Source organism: Metabacillus arenae (assembly GCF_014773385.1).
GTDB lineage: Bacteria > Bacillota > Bacilli > Bacillales > Bacillaceae > Metabacillus_D > Metabacillus_D arenae.
Map to the genome: position 1 here is coordinate 38723 of NZ_JACXAI010000012.1, position 20937 is coordinate 59659.

The window sequence follows — 20937 nt, forward strand, 5'->3', positions numbered from 1 at the left end:
CTCTGAAAAGCGTAGGGAGCTGGCTTTTCGAAGACAAGGATCCGGGAGAGCCGTCAAAAAGGTTGTTTACAAACCTTTTTGACGGCTTAACATATGAACTGCGAACTACTCTGTAAAATTAATGTCAAGTGGATGTATATTCATAATGTGGTAGTACAGAGTTGTCTTTAATGTCACACATTATAATGAAATTAAGTTCATCACTTATATATAGTGGTGTACTTTTTTATTTTATAAGACCTTTAAAAACATCATTAACTACCACAAAAATCCTTTAGTGTAATTATTTTCTATGAATGAAAAGTCGCGGTAAAATATTTTTTAAACATACACATGGACTAATATAATGTTTAAATCGTAATCTTTACGCTTTGAGTTGACAATTCTAATAAAAACAACTAATATTTAAGTATTAATAGTAATTGTTACGATTTAAATTTAGGGAGTGATTATAAATGCGTGTAAAAATTACGCTAGCTTGTACTGAAACTGGAGATCGTAATTATATCACAACAAAAAACAAACGAAATAACCCAGATCGTTTAGAAATAATGAAATATTCACCTCGTTTAAAAAGAAAAACCCTTCATAGGGAAACAAAATAAGTAATCGTGAAGCATTCATAACTAACGTGAGTGCTTTTTTTACTCCATTAAAGAAAAGAGCTGATAAAGACGTGTACGAATGGATTATCATTGGCGGAGGCATTCAAGGATGTACTCTTGCTGTTTCATTGATTAAAAGTGGAAATGTTTCGGCTGATAATCTTATGATCATAGATCCACATGAGGAACCAATATCACAGTGGAAACGAAATACAGAAAGGATTGAAATGAAATTTTTACGTTCTCCCTCTGTTCACCATCTTGATTTAGCGCCGTTTAGCCTGCAAAAATTTGCCAGAGAAGCAGATTTCTCTCAGCCTTTTTACGGTTACTATAAAAGACCTTCACTTTCACTCTTTCATGAACATTGTGATTCTATCTTTCGTGAAATTGACCTGAAACGATCGTGGCATAGGGGGAGAGTTTCTCATTTAGAAAGAAAAGCTAACGGGTGGTGGATTAAAACCGAAGAAAACTCTTGGTTTCATACTAAATACGTTGCAATTGCATCTGGATTCACAGAGGCATTAAACTACCCAACTTGGTCGAAGGAAGTAAAGAAAATGCATCCTCACCTCATCTACCATATTTTCGAAAAGGAAGTGCCTGAAACATTTGTTGAAAATCAACCTTTAGTTATTGTAGGAGCTGGTATTACAGCCGCCCATCTTTCCATAAAACTTAGCAAAAAACACGATCAGGTGGTATTAGTAACAAGACACCCTTTTCGTATCCACGATTTTGACAGTGATCCAGGCTGGCTTGGACCTAAAAATATGAACTCTTTTTCTAAAATCAAAAATTATAACATAAGAAGAAGTACGATTACTAATGCAAGGTATCGTGGGTCTTTTCCCAAAGAGCTTTCACTTGAGTTATCTCGATTAATCCAGAAAAATAAACTAAAAGTAATAAAAGGAGAAATTGAAAGTTGTTCAAAATTCGGCGAATCAACACTCCAATTAAACCTTAAAAATTCTAAAGAAAAAATAGAGACTTCACAAATTCTTCTCGCTACTGGGTTTGAATCGAATATGGAATTTCTAACCTGGCTTCAGTCAGTTATCAAAAATGAAATGCTTTTATGTTCTAAATGTGGTTTCCCAATTGTCTCGAAAAACCTAAAATGGGGGGGGAATCTTTATGTAGTAGGAGCCCTTGCAGAATTAGAAGTAGGACCTACAGCTCGAAATATATCGGGAGCAAGAACAGCCGCCCATAAGATTGTCAGCTCCTTATAATTAGTATCCTAAGTATCAAGCTGTTTTACTAAAGATGTTGTTTAAAAGGTTCATTAAATATACCTAAAAAGAGCCTGCAAAAATTCATGCATCCTAAAATTGACTCAGAATCCGAATTAGGGAATATTATGCACCATAACTAATTCCATGCTATCTCTTTTAAGTTGAAATTTTATTTGCAAAACGTAATGATTTTGATTATCATTAAATAAGAAAAATTTTATCCTGAGGTGATAGCATGAAACCAAACATACATCCAAACTATGAGAAAGTAGTATTTATGGACATAAACAGTGGCTATAAGTTCTTAACGGGTTCTACCAAAAAATCTAATGAAACCATCATTTGGGAAGACGGAAATACTTATCAACTAATTAAGGTAGAGATCAGCTCTGATACACACCCATTTTACACAGGAAAGCAGAAATTTGCAGATAAAGGTGGTAGAGTGGATCGCTTCCTTCAAAAATATAATATGAGAGAAAAGAAATAATCCATTCTTGTAATCGGGATAGTAGAAAAAGACAGTTAACATGGTCTTGTAACTTTAAAGAGTCGGATCTTTAAAGTGTATTCGTTTGATTATTTAAGAACATTTAGGAGGCAAACATTAGTGGCAAAGAAATCCAAAGTTGTAAAAGAGCTCAAGAGACAAAAAATGGTAGAAAAATATGCGGATTTAAGAAGAGAACTAAAAGAAAAAGGGGATTATGCTGCATTAAGTAAGCTTCCTCGTGACTCAGCACCTTCTAGACTTCATAACCGTTGCCAAGTTACTGGGAGACCTAGAGGATACTTAAGAAAGTTTAAGATGTCTCGTATCACTTTTCGTGAATTAGCACATAAGGGGCAGATCCCTGGAGTTAAAAAAGCCAGCTGGTAAGGAGTGGAACGACAGGAACATCGTGAGTGTAGTGCTTACAAGTTCCTGCTTAATTTATGTTAAGAATGCCATTTGAAAGAAAATTTAGAAAGGCCAGCCCAAACATGTGTATAAATGATTTTGAACAATAAGGGAGAGATGGTCGTTTGTAATGAATGATAAAATGATGGAGGTTTTTGTGAGGAATATTGTGGCTTCTCTACCAAGGAATAAAAGAAAGCTTTATCAATTTATTGAAGGTATTGAAGATAGTTTAGCACAGCAATCCGAAACGAAGGAGCAATTTTTAGCCCTTCTTAAAGAGCAATTACCCCACCTTCAGGCAGCCAATCGCTTTAATATGTCGTTAGATGAAATAGTTAAATTGATGCACGAAATTGAAGATGAAATAAACGAAAAACTAGAAAGTAGAATAAAGAATTATAAGTGGATTGATTACACAGAACAAGTACATGGTAATCAATTTGAGACAATTATGAACAAACAGTATTTCCTTGTTTTAACATAGATTTTGAATTATGTAGTAACTTTATTCAAGAATCGGGCGCTATCCTTGAAAAAGGGTAGCGCGCTTTTACGTATAAGGGTCGTATTCTTAAATAAGAGAAGTAATATTAGAAATTCGGGTGATATAACAGCCATTGTGTGAACGAGTAGAAAAGGATTAATTTAGTTAGTTAAGTTTATTTGTTTATTTATTTAGGTTAGAGTAAAATGAATAAATCGTAATGATTCCATTTTATAATTTACTAGTTACGTTACTGACTGTAAAGGAGTATACTGCATGAAGAATTTTAAACTTCCCCCAAAGAATGAACGATTAAAGTTGTTTGGTTCCATAGAACCTGGATTAAAAACGAAGCCGAGCGAAAAAGAAAACATGTCCGATTTACAAAATATGAAAGAAGATTTTTTGTTTGAACTCGATGCCGTTGGTATTACAAACGTCAAAACTCCTGTTTCCGTTATCTCAACATTAGAGCCAATAACTCAATCTACCATCGCTACCTTTACCTTAACTTCTACTATACCTCACGATGTAAAGGGGACAAATATGAGTCGTTTTACCGAACAATTGGAGTTGTATCGCAAGCAAGGATTTACCTTAACCTTTTCGCAACTATACGATTTTGTTAAAGAATTATCAGAACGTTTAGGTCAAAAAGATGCAAAGCTTGAAGTGAGTTTTCCCTGGTTTTACGAACAGTCAGCACCTGTGTCTTCTCTTGTAGGATTGAACAATGCTGATGCAAGAATTTTGTTATCTTATCAACATGGAAAGACCGTAGAAAGAACGGTTGAATTAACCTGTACTGTAACCACCTTATGTCCTTGTTCGAAGGAAATTAGTGAGTATAGCGCTCATAATCAACGGGCTTACATTAAAATGACTGCGTTGTTAACTGAGGATTATGATGAATCTGTTGACTGGAAAGCTGTACTTTTACAGGCGGCTCAATCAAACGCCAGTGCCGTAATTCACCCAATTTTAAAACGTCCCGATGAAAAAATAGTGACTGAAAAAGCTTATGAAAATCCTCGCTTTGTCGAGGACATGGTTCGACTTGTGGCTTCAGATCTTTATGAAGCACCATTTATTCAATCATTTACTGTGGAATGTCGTAATGAAGAATCTATCCATCTTCATGATGCCTATGCCTCTGTAACATTCGATAAAACCAATAAATAAAGTTTTTACTATTATTTTTTAGAGTGAAGGAAAATCTATTGAGAGAATTGAGTGATCAATGAAAAGTTATCGTCACTTGTACATCATTTCCAGGGAGGTCAGTTACCCTAGTACTACTGCATGAAAATAGGGGGAAAATAAATTGAAAATGATACCTGTATATGTCCTTTCGGGATTTTTGGCAGTGGAAAAACGACTTTATTAACACGTATGTTGAAAGACCTTAAGATGCATGGGAAACGACCAGCTGTCATCATGAATGAGATAGGAGATGTAAATCTGGATGGTCTTCTTGTGGATGATGATGTGCCGGTGATAGAAATGTTAAACAGGTGTTTCTGTTCTACCATACGAGAGGATTTAAGTTCTACTTTGTTAAATATTTACCGCCAAGTTCAACCAGATGTAATTGTCATTGAGTCAATAGGGATTGCCAATCCACTTGAGTTCATCGAAGGCATAACAAACGCTTCTATAATTGCAGGCATTGAGTTAAGGCTTGTGACAACAGTTATCTCAGCACCACACTTTTTTGCACTAACACATCGTGAAAAAAGCAAAACACGTCGCCTCTTGGAGGAGTAAATTCGTTGTGTCAACATAAGGGCGCTGTTTTTGTTGATCCGAAGATTTCGGTAAATTTAAAGGAACAAATTTTTCTTGTTTTATCGTAGTAAACCTTAATGTTGTTGTAGTAAATGGGGTCATATGTAGAAAAAAGAAGGATAGATAAAGCAAGTTTTATCTATCCTTCTTTTTTTCCTTATATAATGTGTAACATTATATAATTCTTCTCTTTTATCAACTCATTAATAAAATATATTGGCTTTTAATAAAACGGTTGCGCCTGTCCGGAAAGGAGTTCCTGTCCGACCGACTACTCTGGACACGAAATGTCTTTTATATAACTAAAAAAAGGCTGACAAATTGCTATTGTCAGCCGATTATAGAGAAGAAAGAATAAGAGAACATAACAATCCGATTGAAGCTGTAAACCCGACAATCGCTCCTCCTTCTTCAAATGCTTCCGGCATCATCGTGCTTGAAACCATTGCGACAATTCCTCCTGCTGCAAAAGCTCCAATAAAAGAAATGACCATCGAAGAGGCGTTACTTAATAATGAGAAACCAAGTAATGAACTGAGTGATGCCAGGAGAACAACGATGAACCACATGATGATTATTTTCTTTTTAGAATAGCCATCTTTGATCAAACCAACAGAGCTGGATAACCCTTCAGGAAAATTGCTAATAAAGACTGCGATTACCATTAAGTAACTTACAGAACCTTGGTCAAGCAGACTGACTCCGATAATAATCGATTCAGGAATCGCATCAATCACAGTTCCGATAAAGATAGAAAGGCCTGAGTGATTATCAGGATTCATTGTTGATCGTTTTCGATGATGGCCCCCGCCTTTAGTAATAATCAATTCTGAAATTGTAAATAAAAGAGCACCACATATAAATCCGAATGAAGTAGCGGTCATTCCGCCATTATGTAAGGCCTCATCCAAAAGCTCAAACGCAGCAGCACCAAGCAATATACCTGTTCCAAAGGACATAATTGCTGCTGTTATTTTTCTGGGGATATCCTTAAAAATACCTAATAAGGCACCCAGCAAAATGGATGAGCCGGCAAAAGCTCCCCACAATGTTGCCTGAAGCATCCTGTTCCAACTCCTCCAATCAGTTTCCACTTCCTATTTTTCCATATCCTAAAAATATCATTCACAAACTTATTTAACACTGCGCTTTGCTCATAAAGAAAGCAGGAAAAATTGCGAGAAAAGTGAGAACGATGTTTTAAGTCATCACTTATTTGTCGAAACTCCTATTAAAGGAAGTATCACTTTAAATCGGAATTTGAATAACATAATTACGAAATCCCAAAATAATCTTTTCCGCATCATCCATTTTTTAGAAATTATTAGGCCAGCAATAGCAGCTTGGATATGTTCTCATTATACCTTTTACGCATACATTAAATTGAAAGCGCTCTATTATGCTTAAAAGGTTTTTTTAGGGGTATAAAAGATCATATTAGTAAGCCAAACATGAAGCAAAGCCCCGCTAAAATTACTGTCGTATTCTCAACTCCATCGGCCGCTTATTTATAGGAGTTTACACTTTTATTAAAATTACGAGATCACTTTTGCTGGAGCGCTCTTAGCTTTAAAAGGATGTGATGTTATGGGTAGCTTCTCGGTAAATACTTACGGGGGCTATAAGTATAAACTTTATGTACCGAGCCAGTATAAGGTGGGAAATGATGTCCCTTTGCTGGTCATGCTGCATGGCTGCAAGCAAAACCCGGTTGATTTTGCGGAAGGAACAAAAATGAATCAACTTGCTGAACAAGAAAACTTTATCGTCCTTTACCCGGAGATGAACCGCTTGTTTAACCCTTTTAATCCTGCTCAATATAATCTAGATGGATGCTGGAACTGGTTTTTAGATTATAATCATCATCGTTTGGGAGGCCAGCCCCAGGTCATTAAAGGGATGATTGATGATGTCAAAAAAAATTATAATATTACTCCAAATATGGTGTATGCAGCTGGTTTATCTGCGGGAGGAGCTATGGCTTCCATTCTTGGAGTAACCTATCCTGATGTATTTAATGGAATTGGAATATGTTCAGGATTACCTTATGAAGCTGCAGATGTATTTATCCTAGCTGATCCAACGGCACAAACTGCAAAGGAAGTCATGATTCAAGGTACTGCTGATCCATATATGTGTGGGGTGAAGGCTTTTAATGAAATGGGGAGATTTAAAAGAAAAATGCCTGTTATTGTTTTTCACGGTACCAGTGATACCACTGTACACCCAATAAACGGACAGCACGTTATTATACAATGGACTCAAACCAATTTTCTTGTAGAAGGAGGCCAAGGCAAAGCAGATGTTACACCTGCTTTGCAGCAAACGGGTATTATGAATGGACGAAGTTATACGCAACATATTTACAATGGGAAAGATGAAATTTCTTTAATGGAACTTTGGATGATTGACCGAATGGGCCATACATGGTCTGGTGGCAGTTCAAATGGTTCTTATACGGATCCTCTTGGCCCAGATGCCTCATCTATATTATGGGGATTCTTAACAAAACATCATTAGAATGAAGTTATTTTTATATTTACAACTTCCTAAAAATGAAAAAGGCTGTTTTAAACAACTAATCCGCCATCGACGCTTAAAATTGCTCCATTTATATAATTCGCATCTTCTGAGGCTAAAAATAAGTACGCAGAGGCAATATCTTCAGGTTTACCCAGTTTTTTGAGAGGGGTCTTTTCTTTCATTATATCCAGGATCTTTTTAGGTACTGATGATGTCATATCTGTTTCGATGAAGCCCGGAGCTATTGCATTTACCCGAATGCCTTTTGGTCCAAATTCTTTTGCCCAACTTTTGGTAAGACCAATTACTCCAGCTTTTGTTGCAGCATAATTGGTTTGGCCAATATTCCCGTATAATCCTACTACAGAAGAAGCATTGATAATGACTCCTGAGCCCTTTTCCATCATAATTGGTATAACAGCCTTCGTGAATTTAAAGACACCTGATAAGTTGACGGCAATGACCTTTTCCCAATCAGTTTCATTCATCTTTGTAAGGAAACCATCAATTGTTATTCCTGCATTGTTAATTAATATATCTATTCTATTATGAGTATTTATCGATGATTGAATGACATCTTCTATCTGAAAAGTATTTGTAACATCTACTTCAAAAAATTCAACCCGATCTTTTTCACCTAGCTCTTTTAAAACAGTCATACCAGCATCCTTATCACGATCACATATGACGACTTTGGCACCTTCCTGCAAAAATCTTCGAGCTGTTTCTTTTCCAATTCCTTTTGCTCCACCAGTTATTAAAGCAACTTTATCGGCTAATTTCAAAATTTCCACCTCTTTTTATCGATTTAAAGGCTATCAATAGATAAATAGGATTCTAGAGGAAGCTATGTTTTAATTTTTATTTCCAACCATTCTATACAGCCTTTTATTATCTAATATTTAAGAGATTTCAAAAAAAGAACAGCGAATTCTCGCTGCTCTTAATTAAAAATGCTTAATCCAGATTTTGTATTATTTTCAAAGGCATTGAAAACACCTTTTTGTGTTGTTTTAACTTGGTTTAAAAAGTCTTCCAGCAAAGGTTTTAGTTCTTCACGATTTTTTTGTTGCTGGTTGATAAACGTTTTAATAGATTCTTGATAGTGCTGTTGTGACTGACTTAGTACATTAAAGCTTGCTTTATAAGGTGTTGCTGTTAATTGTTGAACACGGCTGATTACCTCTTCAAGACGCTCATTTGACTGTTCAAATGATTTGCTGGACTCTTCACCGTGAACATTTTGAATGTTCTGTGAAACATTTTGGCGAATTTCTTTTATTAATTTCTTTTGTTCTTCCTCGATTCTGTCCATATTGCCAACTGCTTTTTCCCATGCTTCTTTTTGTTGGTCGAATACTTGGAGAGTAAGATTTTCCACTTCTTTTTGAGTATCATAAACGAAATTCAATCCGCTTTTCCAACTGTCCCAAAAAGAATCAATAAATTGATATGCATTCTGATCGTCAGTTGGGATTATTTTTTTTGTAGCCATTTAAAAAACCTCCTTGAATTCTTTTAATAATTTATTGTGATTGCAGGAATCCTGCAGAGTCACTATTCCTCTTTTTCTTCTTCTTTATCTCCAGTTGTTAATGAACCAGGCATGAACATATCCGTATACATAGTAAAGAAACGATTTAGAATCGATTGGTATTGCTCAAGTGAACCCGCCCATGCATTTAAATAAGCCTCGCCGGCATCGGTTAAAGAGTAGATCCTTTTTGCCGGTCCTCCTGTTGATGTATCCCATTCCGACTTTACCATTTTATCTTTTTCCAATTGTCTCAGTGTTCGATAAACATTTCCTTGGTCAATTGAAGAAAAGCCAAATTGGGTCAACTGTTGAATAAGTTTATAACCATGCAAGTTCCAGCCGCGGAGACTCAACAGGAGCACAGGTATCATTAAGTTTTTCGGAGTATTGTTCTTTACCATTTCATCTGACTTTGAGTCATTAGTACTCTTTTTCATAGACATATGAACCACCCACAAATTTGTTAAATATCTATAAGTGTAATTTACACCTATATGTTTTATTTGTCAAACTGAAACATCTATTGAATTAAACAAATTTATTTCAAATTTCTCTGTGAAGATTCACCTTATTATTGCAGCAACATCGGGTTATCACAAGGGATGTTGTGTTTTTGGAAATGATCTTTACAATCTTGTATTTAAAAATTTACACAAAATTTTCAAAGTTCACATAAAATTCAGAAATATGAACTTGTTTACTCTGCTTTTATCAACTAACATAGATTTATGTAATAAATATAATTATTGGAAGGAGAGGAAATAATGAATCAGCAAAAAAGCTTTAACCCTATGGAAATGTGGAAAGACATTTATAACCAATCCGAATCCTATTGGAGTAACATATTGGATGAAAACATGAAGGAAGAATATTTTTCTGAGTGGATGGGGAAAGTTTTGGAAATTAATCTCCTGACCAAGAAAATGTTGAATGAAACAGCAGAAAGTTATTTGACACAGATGAATTTACCCACTCGAAATGACCTTTCAAACATCGCGTCTCTTGTCGTAAATGTCGACTCAAAAGTTGATGATTTAGAAGAATTGATTGAAGAAAAGAGCGTAAATCAAGTAAACCAGGCAGAACTGAAACGGGAAATGACGCGAGTAAAAAATGATATAAAAAATTTAGACAGTAAACTTAATGAAATCCTTACCTTATTAAATGAACAAAAAAATGCAGTTAATGCCAAAGAACCAGCTGCGAAACAATAAATAAATATTTTTTCAACTTGGTTTCAACAATAAAAATACATATAAGGAGTGCATCTTGATGGCAGAATTAAACAACAAAGTAGCAATTGTAACAGGCGGGGCAAAAGGAATTGGGCAAGCAATTACAAAGGAATTGGCAAAAAACGGTGTGAAAGTCGTAATAAACTATAACTCCAGCAAAGGAACAGCTGAAAAGCTTACGACAGATCTTAAAGCTGAGGGACGCGAAGTATATGCGGTGCAGGCAGACGTTTCAAAAATAGAAGACTCTCAGAAATTAGTAGAAGAAGCTGTTCAACAATTCGGCAGAATAGATATCGTTGTCAATAATGCAGGAATTACACGGGACTCAACTTTCAAAAAGCTCAATGAAGAGGACTGGAGAAAAGTAATTGATGTCAATTTAAACAGCGTTTACAATACTATTTCCGCTGCATTGCCTCACCTTCTTGAATCAGATGCAGGCCGTATCATCAACATTTCTTCTATTATCGGACAGGCTGGAGGCTTTGGACAGACAAACTATGCTGCAGCAAAAGCAGGAATGATTGGTTACACAAAGTCACTTGCACTGGAACTTGCTAAAAGCAATGTAACCGTTAACGCGATTTGCCCAGGGTTTATTGACACAGAGATGGTCAGAGAAATTCCAGAAAATGTCCGTGAAAAAATTATTGCCAAAATCCCAGCACGCCGTTTAGGCAACCCGGATGAAATTGCCCGTGGAGTTGTTTTCCTATGCAAAGATGGTGAATATATCACAGGTCAGCAGTTAAATATAAACGGCGGACTTTATATGTAATACCTTATTTTCAATCGAAAGTAGGAAGGTGTGAACGTCATGAGTATAACAGATTCAAGAGAATGGAAACAGCTTATGGAAACGGTTCCTAATGAGTTCCAGCAATCATATTCCCGTTTAACAAGGGCAATGGAAGTGGTGACATCCGATCCAGATCCGGAAGTTGGTCTTACACCAAAAGAAGTCATTTGGACAAAAAACAAGGCGAAGCTATACCGGTATGTATCCGATCAGCCAAAAAAATTCAATGTGCCTCTGCTTTTAGTTTATGCGCTTATTAATAAACCATATATTTTAGATTTAACAAAAGGAGATAGTTTAGTAGAATACTTGGTTAACCGTGGATTTGACGTATATCTCCTAGATTGGGGCACACCAGGTTATGAAGACAAAAAGATGAAGCTGGATGACTATATTTTGGACTATATACCACGTGCGGTTCGTAAAGTATTGCGGACATCCAATTCAGACAATGTGTCAATCCTTGGCTATTGCATGGGCGGTACGTTGACATCGATTTTTGCTGCTCTTCACTCGGAATTACCAGTTCGCAACTTAATTTTTATGACAAGTCCATTTGATTTTGAAGAAACAGGCTTATATGGCTCATTTCTTGATGAGCGATACTTTGATATTGACAATGTTGTCGAAACACTTGGTCTCATCCCGCCTGAAATGATTGATTTCGGAAACAAAATGTTAAAGCCGACAACAAATTTTTATGGGCCTTATGTTAGTCTTGTTGATCGAGCCGACAACGAGAAGTTTGTGAGAAACTGGAAGTTGATGCAAAAATGGGTATCTGACGGAGTTCCATTCCCAGGTGAAGCGTATCGTCAGTGGATCAGAGATTTCTACCAAAATAATAAGCTTATTAAAGGAGAGCTTGTCATACGCGGCCGCAAAGTCAACTTAGAAAACATTACGGCAAATGTACTTAACTTATCAGCTGAAAGAGATCATATTGCCCAACCGCATCAAGTAGAAGCACTCATGGACGTCATCTCAAGTAAAGATAAAGAGTATGTTTCATTGCCTACTGGTCATGTGTCCGTTACATTCGGATCTAAAGCCGTAAAACTAACCTATCCAACTGTTGGAGACTGGCTGGAAAAACGATCTATGTAGTTGTTGGATGACATTCTGAAAGTTCATTAATTTTCCAGGAGGGTAAGATGAGAGAGTCAATACTACCAATTTACAGTCCTTGCTTTGGGAAAGTTGAAAATATTTTAGTAAATGAAACGTCCCGTATATATGAATGGGAAAAGCTGTTTTTAATAAGAGAAAAGAATGGTACTGTAAATGAAATTACCGTAGGGATAAGTGGTTTAATTGCGTCTCTGGAAGTTAATGAAAATCAAAATGTAACACCAAATACGGTTTTATTTAAAATAAAGGAAGATCTATTTATTACCGGTTCAGATTAAACGGATTATTTTTAGTTGATATTAGAGATATTCTATGGGGCGGGAATAGGAGCATCAAGATCAAAGAGACAATATTCCTTCGTAACTGGCAGCTAAGTTTATTAAGCTTCCCGCTCTAGCCTGTGAAAATGTAATCCTTTTATTTCGATTTCTATATGATTAACCTCAAAAAGTCTTACATTATGTGCTGATATTAAAATGAGTTTAGCTAAAGGAGAGGAAAGAATTGTTACAACAAGAAGTAGTCATTGTAAGTGCAGTTCGGACACCAATTGGAAATTTTAGTGGAAGTTTAAAAGATATTTCAGCAACAAAGCTAGGTGCTCTAGTAATAAAATCGGCTTTAGAAAAGGCTGGAATTAGCCCAGAGCAAGTAAGTGAGGTTATTATGGGAAATGTCCTTCAAGCTGGATTAGGCCAAAACCCTGCTCGACAAGCCTCGATTCAAGCAAATATACCAAAAGAAGTACCAGCGTTGACCATTAATAAAGTCTGCGGGTCTGGTTTGAAAGCGGTTCACCTTGCAGTACAGTCAATTTTAGTTGGTGATGCTGACATTATTGTCGCAGGCGGTATGGAGAATATGAGTCAGGCGCCATACTTATTAAAAGAAGCTCGTTCTGGATTCCGCATGGGAGATCAGAAAGCAGTCGATAGCATGGTTCACGATGGCTTATGGTGTGCATTTAACGATTATCATATGGGAATTACAGCAGAAAATCTTTGTGAACAATATGAGCTGACAAGGGAAGAGCTTGACCAATTTGCAGCCCGAAGCCAACAAAATGCGGTTGCAGCAATTGAAGCCGGCCGGTTTGAAGATGAAATTGTTCCGGTTGAAATTCCGCAGCGAAAAGGAGAACCAATTGTTTTTGCGAAGGATGAGTTTCCTAGAGCGGGGACAACTGCTGAAAAACTTGCAGGATTACGACCAGCCTTCAAGAAAGACGGAATTGTAACGGCAGGTAATGCTTCAGGTATTAATGATGGAGCTGCAGCAGTTGTTGTTATGAGCAAGCAAAAAGCGGATGAATTGGGCCTTGAACCGATTGCAACAATTCGTGCGAATGCAAGTGCAGGTGTTGATCCAAGCATAATGGGAATTGGACCGGTTCCAGCTACGAAAAAAGCATTGGAAAAAGCTGGGCTATCTATTGAAGATATAAACCTTATCGAAGCAAACGAAGCTTTTGCAGCACAGTCGGTATCAGTTGGTAAAGAGTTGAATTTTGATGATGAGATTTTAAATGTGAATGGTGGAGCAATTGCATTAGGACACCCGATCGGTGCAAGCGGTGCGCGAATTTTGGTTACACTTCTGCATGAATTAAAGCGAAGAGATGAACGTTACGGGTTAGCGACATTGTGCATTGGCGGCGGCCAAGGTGTGGCAACAGTGATTGAGCGCTCATAAACAAAGTTTCATAGAAAAATAAATTTGCTTAGGCTCTGACGTGTATCATATGTAACACGGGAGTCTAAGCTATTTTATATTCAAGTTCAATAAATCTATCAAAGCACGTGTCTCGTAGTCATATTGGAGCGTCTAGCCGTAACATTACGGGTCACAATCCCAATATCCGGCTTCATGCCGGGGGAGGACCGAGTGCATTCCCACCTAAGGACTAGTGCCTTGCGCTTCTTGGTATAATGAAAGGCTCACTTTAATTAAGTCTTTTTAAACTATACGCACTCCATGTCTGGAAATTAACCTTGAAGGGGAGTAATGTGAAAAAGCTCCCTATCATGTTGCCTGAAGCATCCCGTTCCAACTCCTCCAATCAGTTTCCACTTCCTATTTTTCCATATCCTAAATATATCATTCACAAACTTGTTTACTGGTATAAGTTTCAGTAACCACCTTTTCGGGTGGAATAAAAGGAAATAGAATAGGATCTCACAACTATTTATCAATGTAAATCAGCAAAGAAGAAATAAGGGAGCAATAATCCAAGCATTGTTTGCATGAAATACATATATAAATAAAGACTGTATTCGGAAACTTTGTTGCTTTTGAAAAAAGAACGATAGTATCAATAAAAGTTGGGTCTTTTGAAGTGAAAAGTAAGAGGCGGGGCTTGAAGCAATCGGCGAAATACTGATTGCTTGTTATACACCTCTTTCATACGCATAAAGCAACAAATAATAGGAAAAAAGCCTAAATAAAGAAGCCAGTCGAGAACTATTTCGACCGGCTTCTTTACTATAAGATTGATGTGTATTATTGTCCTAAAAAGATTTTCTCAATGTCATCTAGCATTATGTTAGCAGCTTTAACACCGCCGGCAGTATTCCAGGTCGCATCGCTTACTTCATGTGCATTGCCTTCTTTAACTGCACTTAGGTTATTCCAGAGAGGATCACTAGTCCACGATTCTAGTGTGGAGATGGCTTCTTTATCCCCATTTGGTGCGTAAGTAAAATAGAAAAGAACATCTCCATCCATCTCAGGGATTGCTTCTTTTCCAACCTCTGCAGCAAGCTTTCCAAGGTTGTTATCAGCAGTGAAGAACTTTTCTTGGTGCTCAGGACGTTTAAATCCTAACTCCTCAAAAATAACACCGGAAAAAGAGTCTGTGTAATAAATTCTAGTTGTTCCGGCCATGAATCGAACAACAGAAACTTCTTGATTTGTTTTTTCACCTAGTTTTTCTTTAAGCTCTGCTATTCGTCCATCAAATTGATCTAAAACTTCTTTCCCTTTTTCTTCTTTGTCTATCGCTTCAGCATATAATTTAAAGTTTTCTTTCCAGTCTCCGCGAAGTGTTTCGGAGTATACTGTTGGAGCAATTGTACTTAATTTTTCGTAGATTTTTTCATGGCGAATTTTCGTTCCAATAATTAAATCAGGTTTTAATGCCGCGATTTTTTCTAAGCTTGGTTCAGACTCTAGCCCGACGTTTTCAACACCCTCCATGTCTTGGGCAATATGTTCATACCATGGGTCTCCAAGCCATGATTGAACGGCTCCGACAGGTTTTACATCCATAGCTAAGAGTGCTTCTGTTCCTTCATTTGTTAAAATGACGACTTTTTCAGGTTTTCCTGGAATTTCCGTTTTACCCATTGCATGTTCAACAGTATATGCTTCGGAAGCTTTATTGTTATCCTTTGAAGATTCAGAATTTTTTTGCGCCTCATTGTTACCGCATGCAGTTAAAACCGCAAATACTATCAATAAGGTGATATAAACAATCCAATTCTTCTTGTATGTAGTTTTCAATTCTGTTACCCCCATTTGATAATGATTTTCAATTACAAATTGATAATAGAATGTTACTGGAGAATTGTCAACAATTAATTGAAAATGATTTTCAAACTCAATGTATTTTGATACAATGATGATAGTTTACTTGAAAAGCAGTCATTAGGGAGCAGGAAACATGTTGTTAAAATCAGGCGTTGCGAAAATACTCGTTCTATTTATAAGTGTCTTACTATTATTATTTGGAATTTGTGCAAGTATTGTTTATGGATATACAAATACATCCTGGCAGATGGCTTATGAAGCATTTACTGCTTTTAATGGATCGAATGAACATCTTATCTTACAAACTGTCCGTTTACCAAGAGCTGTCATTGCGGCTGTTGTAGGTGCGTGCCTAGCCATTGCAGGAGCCCTAATGCAAGCTTTAACGAAAAATCCGCTGGCATCACCAAGTGTTTTTGGTATTAATGCAGGATCAGGCTTTTTCGTTGTTGTTGCGGTTGCAGCCTTTCAAATTAGTTCATTACATGCTTTTACATGGATTGCGTTCTTTGGAGCTGCTACGGCAGCTTTTACTGTGTATTTTGTTGGTTCAATCGGCAGGGAAGGGCTGACTCCGGTAAAGCTGACTTTGGCTGGCGCCGCAATGGCAGCTTTGTTTTCCTCGCTTACTCAAGGTTTTCTAGCAGTTAATGAAGCGGCACTGGAACAAGTATTATTTTGGCTTTCAGGCTCAGTTCAAGGCAGAAAGATGGAAATGTTATATGCCGTTTTACCCTACGTTACTGTTGGAATAATTGGGAGTTTAATTTTGGCCCCGAAAATTAATGTTTTAACAATGGGAGAGGATATTGCCAAGGGTCTTGGACAAAAAACAGGAACTGTTAAACTGGTAACTGCGCTTGTTATTATTCTTCTCGCCGGCAGCGCAGTTTCTATTGCTGGGCCAATTGGTTTTATAGGAATTGTAATTCCGCACTTTGCAAGATATTTGGTAGGAACAGATCATAGATGGATCTTGCCTTATAGTGCACTTCTTGGTGGTATATTATTGATTGCTGCAGACATTGGAGCCCGTTATATTATCATGCCTAAAGAAGTCCCAGTGGGAGTGATGACAGCGTTTATTGGAACGCCATTCTTCATCTACATCGCACGCAGGGGGTTCGGAACGTCATGAAAAAATATCAGCCGCTTAGACTTGGAAAAAACTTTTTTTCGATACTGCTCGATAAAAAGGCAGCAACCGTTATAACCGCCCTTGCCTTATTGACATTACTACTTTTACTAACAAGTGCTGGTATTGGAGATGTCATGTTAAATCCCCTTCAAGTGTTCATGACCCTGTTAGGGTATGGGGAAGAGATGGATTTGCTTGTCGTTCAATCTTTCAGAATGCCTAGAATACTAATTGCTTTATTAGCAGGTATTTGTTTAGCCATTTCCGGAGGTATTCTCCAAGGTTTAATTAGAAATCCGCTTGCTTCCCCTGATATTATCGGAATTACAGGGGGAGCATCTATTGCAGTTGTCGGGTTCTTTGCTTTATTCAGCGATCAAAATCATTCATTAACAATTAGTATCCATTTTCTTCCTGTCGCCGCATTTGCAGGAGCTACTTTGATTGGATTTATTGTTTACTTTCTCTCTTGGAAAAAAGGAGCATCATCATTTCGCCTTGTTTTAATAGGAATCGGAATGAGCATGCTTGCTCAATCTGTTACAACCTTTCTCATGATCCAAGGACCAATTTATCGTGCCTCTGAAGCAAATGTATGGATTACTGGATCAGTATATGGAGCAAATTGGGAACAGGTTCGTATTTTAGCACCAGTAACAATGGTTTTGGTATTAATCAGTTTTGTATCAGCACGCGGCATTAACATTCAGGAACTCGGAGATGAAATTGCAAAAGGTGTTGGAAGTTCTGTACAAAGAAACCGTTTTTTATTGCTGCTTCTCAGTACCGCTTTAACAGGTAGTGCCGTTGCTTTTGCAGGAGGCATAGGGTTTGTGGGGTTAATCGCACCTCACATTGCCAGAAGGCTGGTCGGTTCTTCTTTCGGAGCCTTGCTTCCTGTATCAGCCTTAATTGGCGGGCTGCTAATCATGCTGGCAGATTTGATTGGCAGAACATTATTTGCACCATTGGAGATTCCGGCCGGTGTATTTACTGCAGCGATCGGAGCACCATACTTTATATATTTATTATATAAAACTAGAAATTCTTAAAAGGGGCGACAATCATGAGCGCAATTGAGACTCAGGCATTAACATTGTCATATGGTGAAACAATTATCATTGATGAGCTAGATTTAGAGATTCCAAAAGGGGAAATAAGCGTTTTTATCGGCAGTAATGGCTGTGGTAAGTCTACACTCCTCAGATCATTGGCCAGATTATTAAAGCCGGAAGAGGGATCAGTTTTACTTGAAGGGAAATCGATTGCTAAGCAATCGACGAAAGATGTGGCAAAACAGCTGGCAATCTTGCCTCAAGGGCCTGCAGCACCAGAAGGGTTGACTGTTTTACAACTTGTAAAGCAAGGAAGATATCCTCATCAAAACTGGTTGAAACAATGGTCTTCTGCTGATGAAAAAGCGGTAATCGATGCTCTTGATGCCACTGGTATGAGTGAATTCAAGGAAAGACCTGTCGACTCTCTTTCCGGTGGTCAGCGCCAAAGGGCTTGGATAGCCATGACGTTAGCACAGGATACAGAGATAATTTTGCTTGATGAACCAACGACTTACCTTGATATGACTCATCAGATTGAAATTCTAGATCTCCTATTTGAATTGAATGAAAAAGAAAACCGAACAATTGTCATGGTTCTCCACGATCTAAATCTAGCGTGCCGTTACGCTCACCATTTAGTTGCTATAAAAGATAAGAAAATCTTTGCTCAAGGCCGTCCAGAAGAAGTAATCAGCTGTTCATTGGTGCAAAATGTTTTCCAAATGAATTGTGAAGTCACGACAGACCCATTGTTCGGAACACCGCTATGTATTCCGCATGGTAAAGGGAGATGTATTATAAAAGAAGCAGGGCTGCAACATGCATGAACTTTCAAACGGAGAATTGGCAGATTTAGAAAAGTTTCGACTTACAACCAGTCAAACTTCTTCTTCCTTGTCCATACAGCTGGATCAGCTCTATGATAAACAACAACTGATTGAGTACCTGCAAAAAGCAGGATCAAGAATGAATACAAATAATAACCTTGTTTCCGCATCTATGCTGACAAAACGGTACGGTTTTTTTGCAGCTTTAAACTTGTATGCCATAACGATGTGGGACAAAGCTTTAAATGTGAGTACAAAAAATATTTCTCTTGAAACAGTTGATGAAGACCCTGTATGGCTTCCTGGTTTTTTTTTCAAAGATTTAAGTGTGGACATTGCACTCGATAATCGGGGGAGTTGGCGTGACGAAAAGCTCACATTGCTTTTTAAAGAAAATATATATCCTTTAATTATGGAAATTAGTAAAACAGTTAAGCTGTCCAGGCTGATCATGTGGGAAAATATTGCCTTGTATATTATATGGATGTATGAAACACTATTAAAAAGGGAAACAGATCAGGATCTGATCGAAAAAATTAAAAATGATTTTCATTATATTATGCATGAAGCACCTGGAGAAGTGTTTGGCCCATATCATAAAAATCCGCTTTCAAAGTATTTTCAGATAAATGATCTGAATGAGGAAAGAATGAGAAAAACTTGCTGCCTTTACTATTTAACTTCTGAAAAAGGAACCCGCTGTAAGACTTGTCCTACTAAATAGGTAAAGCAGCAAACCATTTAGGAGGTTATGATGGAGTATACAAAACTCAACGAACAAATGGATGGTCTGATTGAAAAGTATACAGAACTTTTACTTGGAGAATCCAATCCAGATTTGAAAGAGAAAGTCATGCATTGGGTTTTATATTCCCATATTGCAAAATCGATGCCGCCGCTTGCAAAGCATTGGAATGAAAGTTATCCAGATGCAAAAGAGGCAATGAAGCAATTGATCTCAGAAATCAAAGAAATGAACGTAAAGCATCGAAATTCAACAAAGAATAAGGACAAAGAAGCCTGAATGGTAGGTTTTCATTCCATTTGGGTCTTTTGTTTTCAGTACAACTAATCATTATGTTGTTCATTCCGCCAAATCTGAAGCTTGTTCAGGTAGGATGCTCTCCGGCCATTTAGTTTTCTCCCCCATTAATTAAAAATCACACCAGAAAATCCTGCATCTTTCCCGATGATACATTCTCACATTCACATTGAATTTCCCAGGTTGTTTCACTTTTTCACTACAAACAAGCAGAGCACATGAGAATCCATGTGCTCTGAAAGAAGGGAGGCTGTATGGGCCGGCTATGGCTTAATGAGAAATCTTTGACTTCTCATACTTTACTATATGCTGCAAAGAAAAAAGGGTAGAGGACAAGCGAGCAAGGCAAATATGGAATTTTTCTTTTTTTTGACCTATTTTTATACTTATTTAAAGGAACCTCCGATAAATAATCACAACTGCAACTGTCTCCAAGTAAAACAAGTTAGTCCACAATTCTTCAAACTAACGCTAAACCCTGAATCAATCCTGCCCCCGCCATTTACTTTATTCGGCCAATACACGTGGCAATTCAACCATTTCATTACTTTATTCGGACAATTATATTTATTATTGATATTTTCTTCAATTCATGCACGATCTGCTGAAAGAAATTCAGCATTGTTGTTGGATATGATGCTGCTGTTGCATAGGGATTCCCTCAAAAATTTTATTTTCTTCCTAATCTCTTACCTTCGTTTCATTATTCAATAAAATCATTGACAAGTAACTGCAAAAATAATATTCAAAAAGCTCGAAAGGTGGTAATATTATTTTAACTTTATGGTGCTATTAATAGGCCTCTGCTACAAAGTCATTAATTTTTATTATTGGAGCATCTTTTGATTAAAACTAAAGTGTATAAGTGGTAATTTTGAATGAAAACTCATCAATGACCCAGCATCTTGAAAGGCTCGGAAGCGTTTTTCTTCGTTTCTGAAAGTTTAAGTTAATTAAAGTATTAACGTGATAAAGAGTGGTATCATTGTCCAGCTCCGAGCGCCATAGACCCTTAGGTCTCAGGGTCAATCCGCCCGAGATGGTTAAAGAACAACCTTCATGCCGGCACGCCTTGTGTTTGTCGCCGATAG

Annotated in this window: 23 protein-coding genes; 18 read left to right on the forward strand and 5 right to left on the reverse strand. The window is 37.2% G+C overall.

Annotated features, from left to right (window positions below):
- Positions 1 to 455 precede the first annotated feature (455 nt).
- The 7 genes from rpmG (at position 456) to IC621_RS11055 (ending at position 5004) form a co-directional block, all read left to right on the forward strand.
- The gene (gene rpmG, locus IC621_RS11025) at positions 456 to 605 is read left to right on the forward strand and encodes a 50S ribosomal protein L33 (RefSeq protein ID WP_191158359.1); all 150 of its coding nucleotides are present in this window, start codon (positions 456 to 458) and stop codon (positions 603 to 605) included.
- Positions 606 to 676: 71 nt separating this feature from the next.
- Positions 677 to 1846 carry an NAD(P)-binding domain-containing protein gene (locus IC621_RS11030; protein WP_191158360.1) on the forward strand — a complete coding sequence of 390 codons (1170 nt, stop codon included), beginning with the start codon at positions 677 to 679 and terminating at the stop codon, positions 1844 to 1846.
- Positions 1847 to 2084: 238 nt separating this feature from the next.
- On the forward strand, positions 2085 to 2339 hold the full coding sequence (locus IC621_RS11035) for a type B 50S ribosomal protein L31 (protein ID WP_191158361.1): 255 nt from the start codon (positions 2085 to 2087) through the stop codon (positions 2337 to 2339).
- Positions 2340 to 2459: 120 nt separating this feature from the next.
- Entirely contained in the window at positions 2460 to 2729 is a 270-nt protein-coding gene (gene rpsN, locus IC621_RS11040) for a 30S ribosomal protein S14 (protein ID WP_191158362.1), read from the forward strand.
- A gap of 151 nt (positions 2730 to 2880) precedes the next feature.
- On the forward strand, positions 2881 to 3237 hold the full coding sequence (locus IC621_RS11045) for a hypothetical protein (RefSeq protein ID WP_191158363.1): 357 nt from the start codon (positions 2881 to 2883) through the stop codon (positions 3235 to 3237).
- 276 nt (positions 3238 to 3513) lie between these two features.
- Complete coding sequence (gene folE2, locus IC621_RS11050) at positions 3514 to 4419, forward strand: GTP cyclohydrolase FolE2 (protein WP_191158364.1); 906 nt, start codon at positions 3514 to 3516, stop codon at positions 4417 to 4419.
- A 174-nt stretch (positions 4420 to 4593) separates the two neighbouring features.
- Positions 4594 to 5004: a GTP-binding protein gene (locus IC621_RS11055; protein ID WP_318153031.1), complete on the forward strand. Its 411-nt coding sequence runs from the start codon at positions 4594 to 4596 to the stop codon at positions 5002 to 5004.
- Positions 5005 to 5363: 359 nt separating this feature from the next.
- Here the strand turns inward: IC621_RS11055 and IC621_RS11060 are convergent, their stop codons facing one another.
- The gene (locus IC621_RS11060; protein WP_191158366.1) at positions 5364 to 6089 is read right to left on the reverse strand and encodes a ZIP family metal transporter; all 726 of its coding nucleotides are present in this window, start codon (positions 6087 to 6089) and stop codon (positions 5364 to 5366) included.
- 523 nt (positions 6090 to 6612) lie between these two features.
- Here IC621_RS11060 and IC621_RS11065 point away from each other — a divergent pair.
- Complete coding sequence (locus tag IC621_RS11065; RefSeq protein ID WP_191158367.1) at positions 6613 to 7545, forward strand: extracellular catalytic domain type 1 short-chain-length polyhydroxyalkanoate depolymerase; 933 nt, start codon at positions 6613 to 6615, stop codon at positions 7543 to 7545.
- Between the two features lie 50 nt (positions 7546 to 7595).
- Here the strand turns inward: IC621_RS11065 and fabG are convergent, their stop codons facing one another.
- The 3 genes from fabG to phaQ form a co-directional block, all read right to left on the reverse strand.
- Entirely contained in the window at positions 7596 to 8333 is a 738-nt protein-coding gene (gene fabG / locus IC621_RS11070; protein WP_191158368.1) for a 3-oxoacyl-[acyl-carrier-protein] reductase, read from the reverse strand.
- A 158-nt stretch (positions 8334 to 8491) separates the two neighbouring features.
- Positions 8492 to 9043 (reverse strand): hypothetical protein, encoded by a 552-nt coding sequence (locus IC621_RS11075; protein WP_191158369.1) that lies wholly within the window; start codon positions 9041 to 9043, stop codon positions 8492 to 8494.
- 62 nt (positions 9044 to 9105) lie between these two features.
- The gene (gene phaQ, locus IC621_RS11080) at positions 9106 to 9522 is read right to left on the reverse strand and encodes a poly-beta-hydroxybutyrate-responsive repressor (protein ID WP_396653003.1); all 417 of its coding nucleotides are present in this window, start codon (positions 9520 to 9522) and stop codon (positions 9106 to 9108) included.
- A gap of 327 nt (positions 9523 to 9849) precedes the next feature.
- Here phaQ and phaR point away from each other — a divergent pair, with 327 nt between their 5' ends.
- The 5 genes from phaR to IC621_RS11105 all read left to right on the forward strand — a co-directional run bounded on the left by phaR (position 9850) and on the right by IC621_RS11105 (position 13945).
- Positions 9850 to 10299 (forward strand): polyhydroxyalkanoic acid synthase subunit PhaR, encoded by a 450-nt coding sequence (gene phaR / locus IC621_RS11085; RefSeq protein ID WP_191158371.1) that lies wholly within the window; start codon positions 9850 to 9852, stop codon positions 10297 to 10299.
- A 58-nt stretch (positions 10300 to 10357) separates the two neighbouring features.
- The gene (phbB, locus tag IC621_RS11090; RefSeq protein ID WP_191158372.1) at positions 10358 to 11101 is read left to right on the forward strand and encodes an acetoacetyl-CoA reductase; all 744 of its coding nucleotides are present in this window, start codon (positions 10358 to 10360) and stop codon (positions 11099 to 11101) included.
- A 75-nt stretch (positions 11102 to 11176) separates the two neighbouring features.
- Positions 11177 to 12229: a class III poly(R)-hydroxyalkanoic acid synthase subunit PhaC gene (gene phaC, locus IC621_RS11095; protein ID WP_396653004.1), complete on the forward strand. Its 1053-nt coding sequence runs from the start codon at positions 11177 to 11179 to the stop codon at positions 12227 to 12229.
- Between the two features lie 47 nt (positions 12230 to 12276).
- Complete coding sequence (locus IC621_RS11100; RefSeq protein ID WP_191158374.1) at positions 12277 to 12531, forward strand: hypothetical protein; 255 nt, start codon at positions 12277 to 12279, stop codon at positions 12529 to 12531.
- A gap of 226 nt (positions 12532 to 12757) precedes the next feature.
- Entirely contained in the window at positions 12758 to 13945 is a 1188-nt protein-coding gene (locus IC621_RS11105; RefSeq protein ID WP_191158375.1) for an acetyl-CoA C-acetyltransferase, read from the forward strand.
- Between the two features lie 807 nt (positions 13946 to 14752).
- Here IC621_RS11105 and IC621_RS11110 read toward each other — a convergent pair.
- Positions 14753 to 15769 (reverse strand): ABC transporter substrate-binding protein, encoded by a 1017-nt coding sequence (locus tag IC621_RS11110; RefSeq protein ID WP_191158376.1) that lies wholly within the window; start codon positions 15767 to 15769, stop codon positions 14753 to 14755.
- A 145-nt stretch (positions 15770 to 15914) separates the two neighbouring features.
- Here IC621_RS11110 and IC621_RS11115 point away from each other — a divergent pair, with 145 nt between their 5' ends.
- Genes IC621_RS11115 through IC621_RS11135 form a run of 5 tightly spaced genes read left to right on the forward strand, consistent with a single transcriptional unit; the run spans position 15915 to position 19828 of the window.
- Positions 15915 to 16919, forward strand: a complete 1005-nt coding sequence (locus IC621_RS11115) for a FecCD family ABC transporter permease (RefSeq protein WP_191158377.1) — start codon at positions 15915 to 15917, stop codon at positions 16917 to 16919.
- Positions 16916 to 17971 (forward strand): FecCD family ABC transporter permease, encoded by a 1056-nt coding sequence (locus tag IC621_RS11120; RefSeq protein ID WP_191158378.1) that lies wholly within the window; start codon positions 16916 to 16918, stop codon positions 17969 to 17971. Before IC621_RS11115 ends, IC621_RS11120 begins: the two co-directional genes overlap by 4 nt.
- A gap of 14 nt (positions 17972 to 17985) precedes the next feature.
- Entirely contained in the window at positions 17986 to 18804 is an 819-nt protein-coding gene (locus IC621_RS11125; RefSeq protein WP_191158379.1) for an ABC transporter ATP-binding protein, read from the forward strand.
- Positions 18797 to 19528, forward strand: coding sequence for a (2Fe-2S)-binding protein (locus tag IC621_RS11130; RefSeq protein WP_191158426.1), 732 nt, complete (start codon positions 18797 to 18799; stop codon positions 19526 to 19528). Before IC621_RS11125 ends, IC621_RS11130 begins: the two co-directional genes overlap by 8 nt.
- Before the next feature lie 30 nt (positions 19529 to 19558).
- Positions 19559 to 19828 carry a YusU family protein gene (locus IC621_RS11135; RefSeq protein ID WP_191158380.1) on the forward strand — a complete coding sequence of 90 codons (270 nt, stop codon included), beginning with the start codon at positions 19559 to 19561 and terminating at the stop codon, positions 19826 to 19828.
- The last annotated feature ends 1109 nt before the right edge of the window (positions 19829 to 20937 follow it).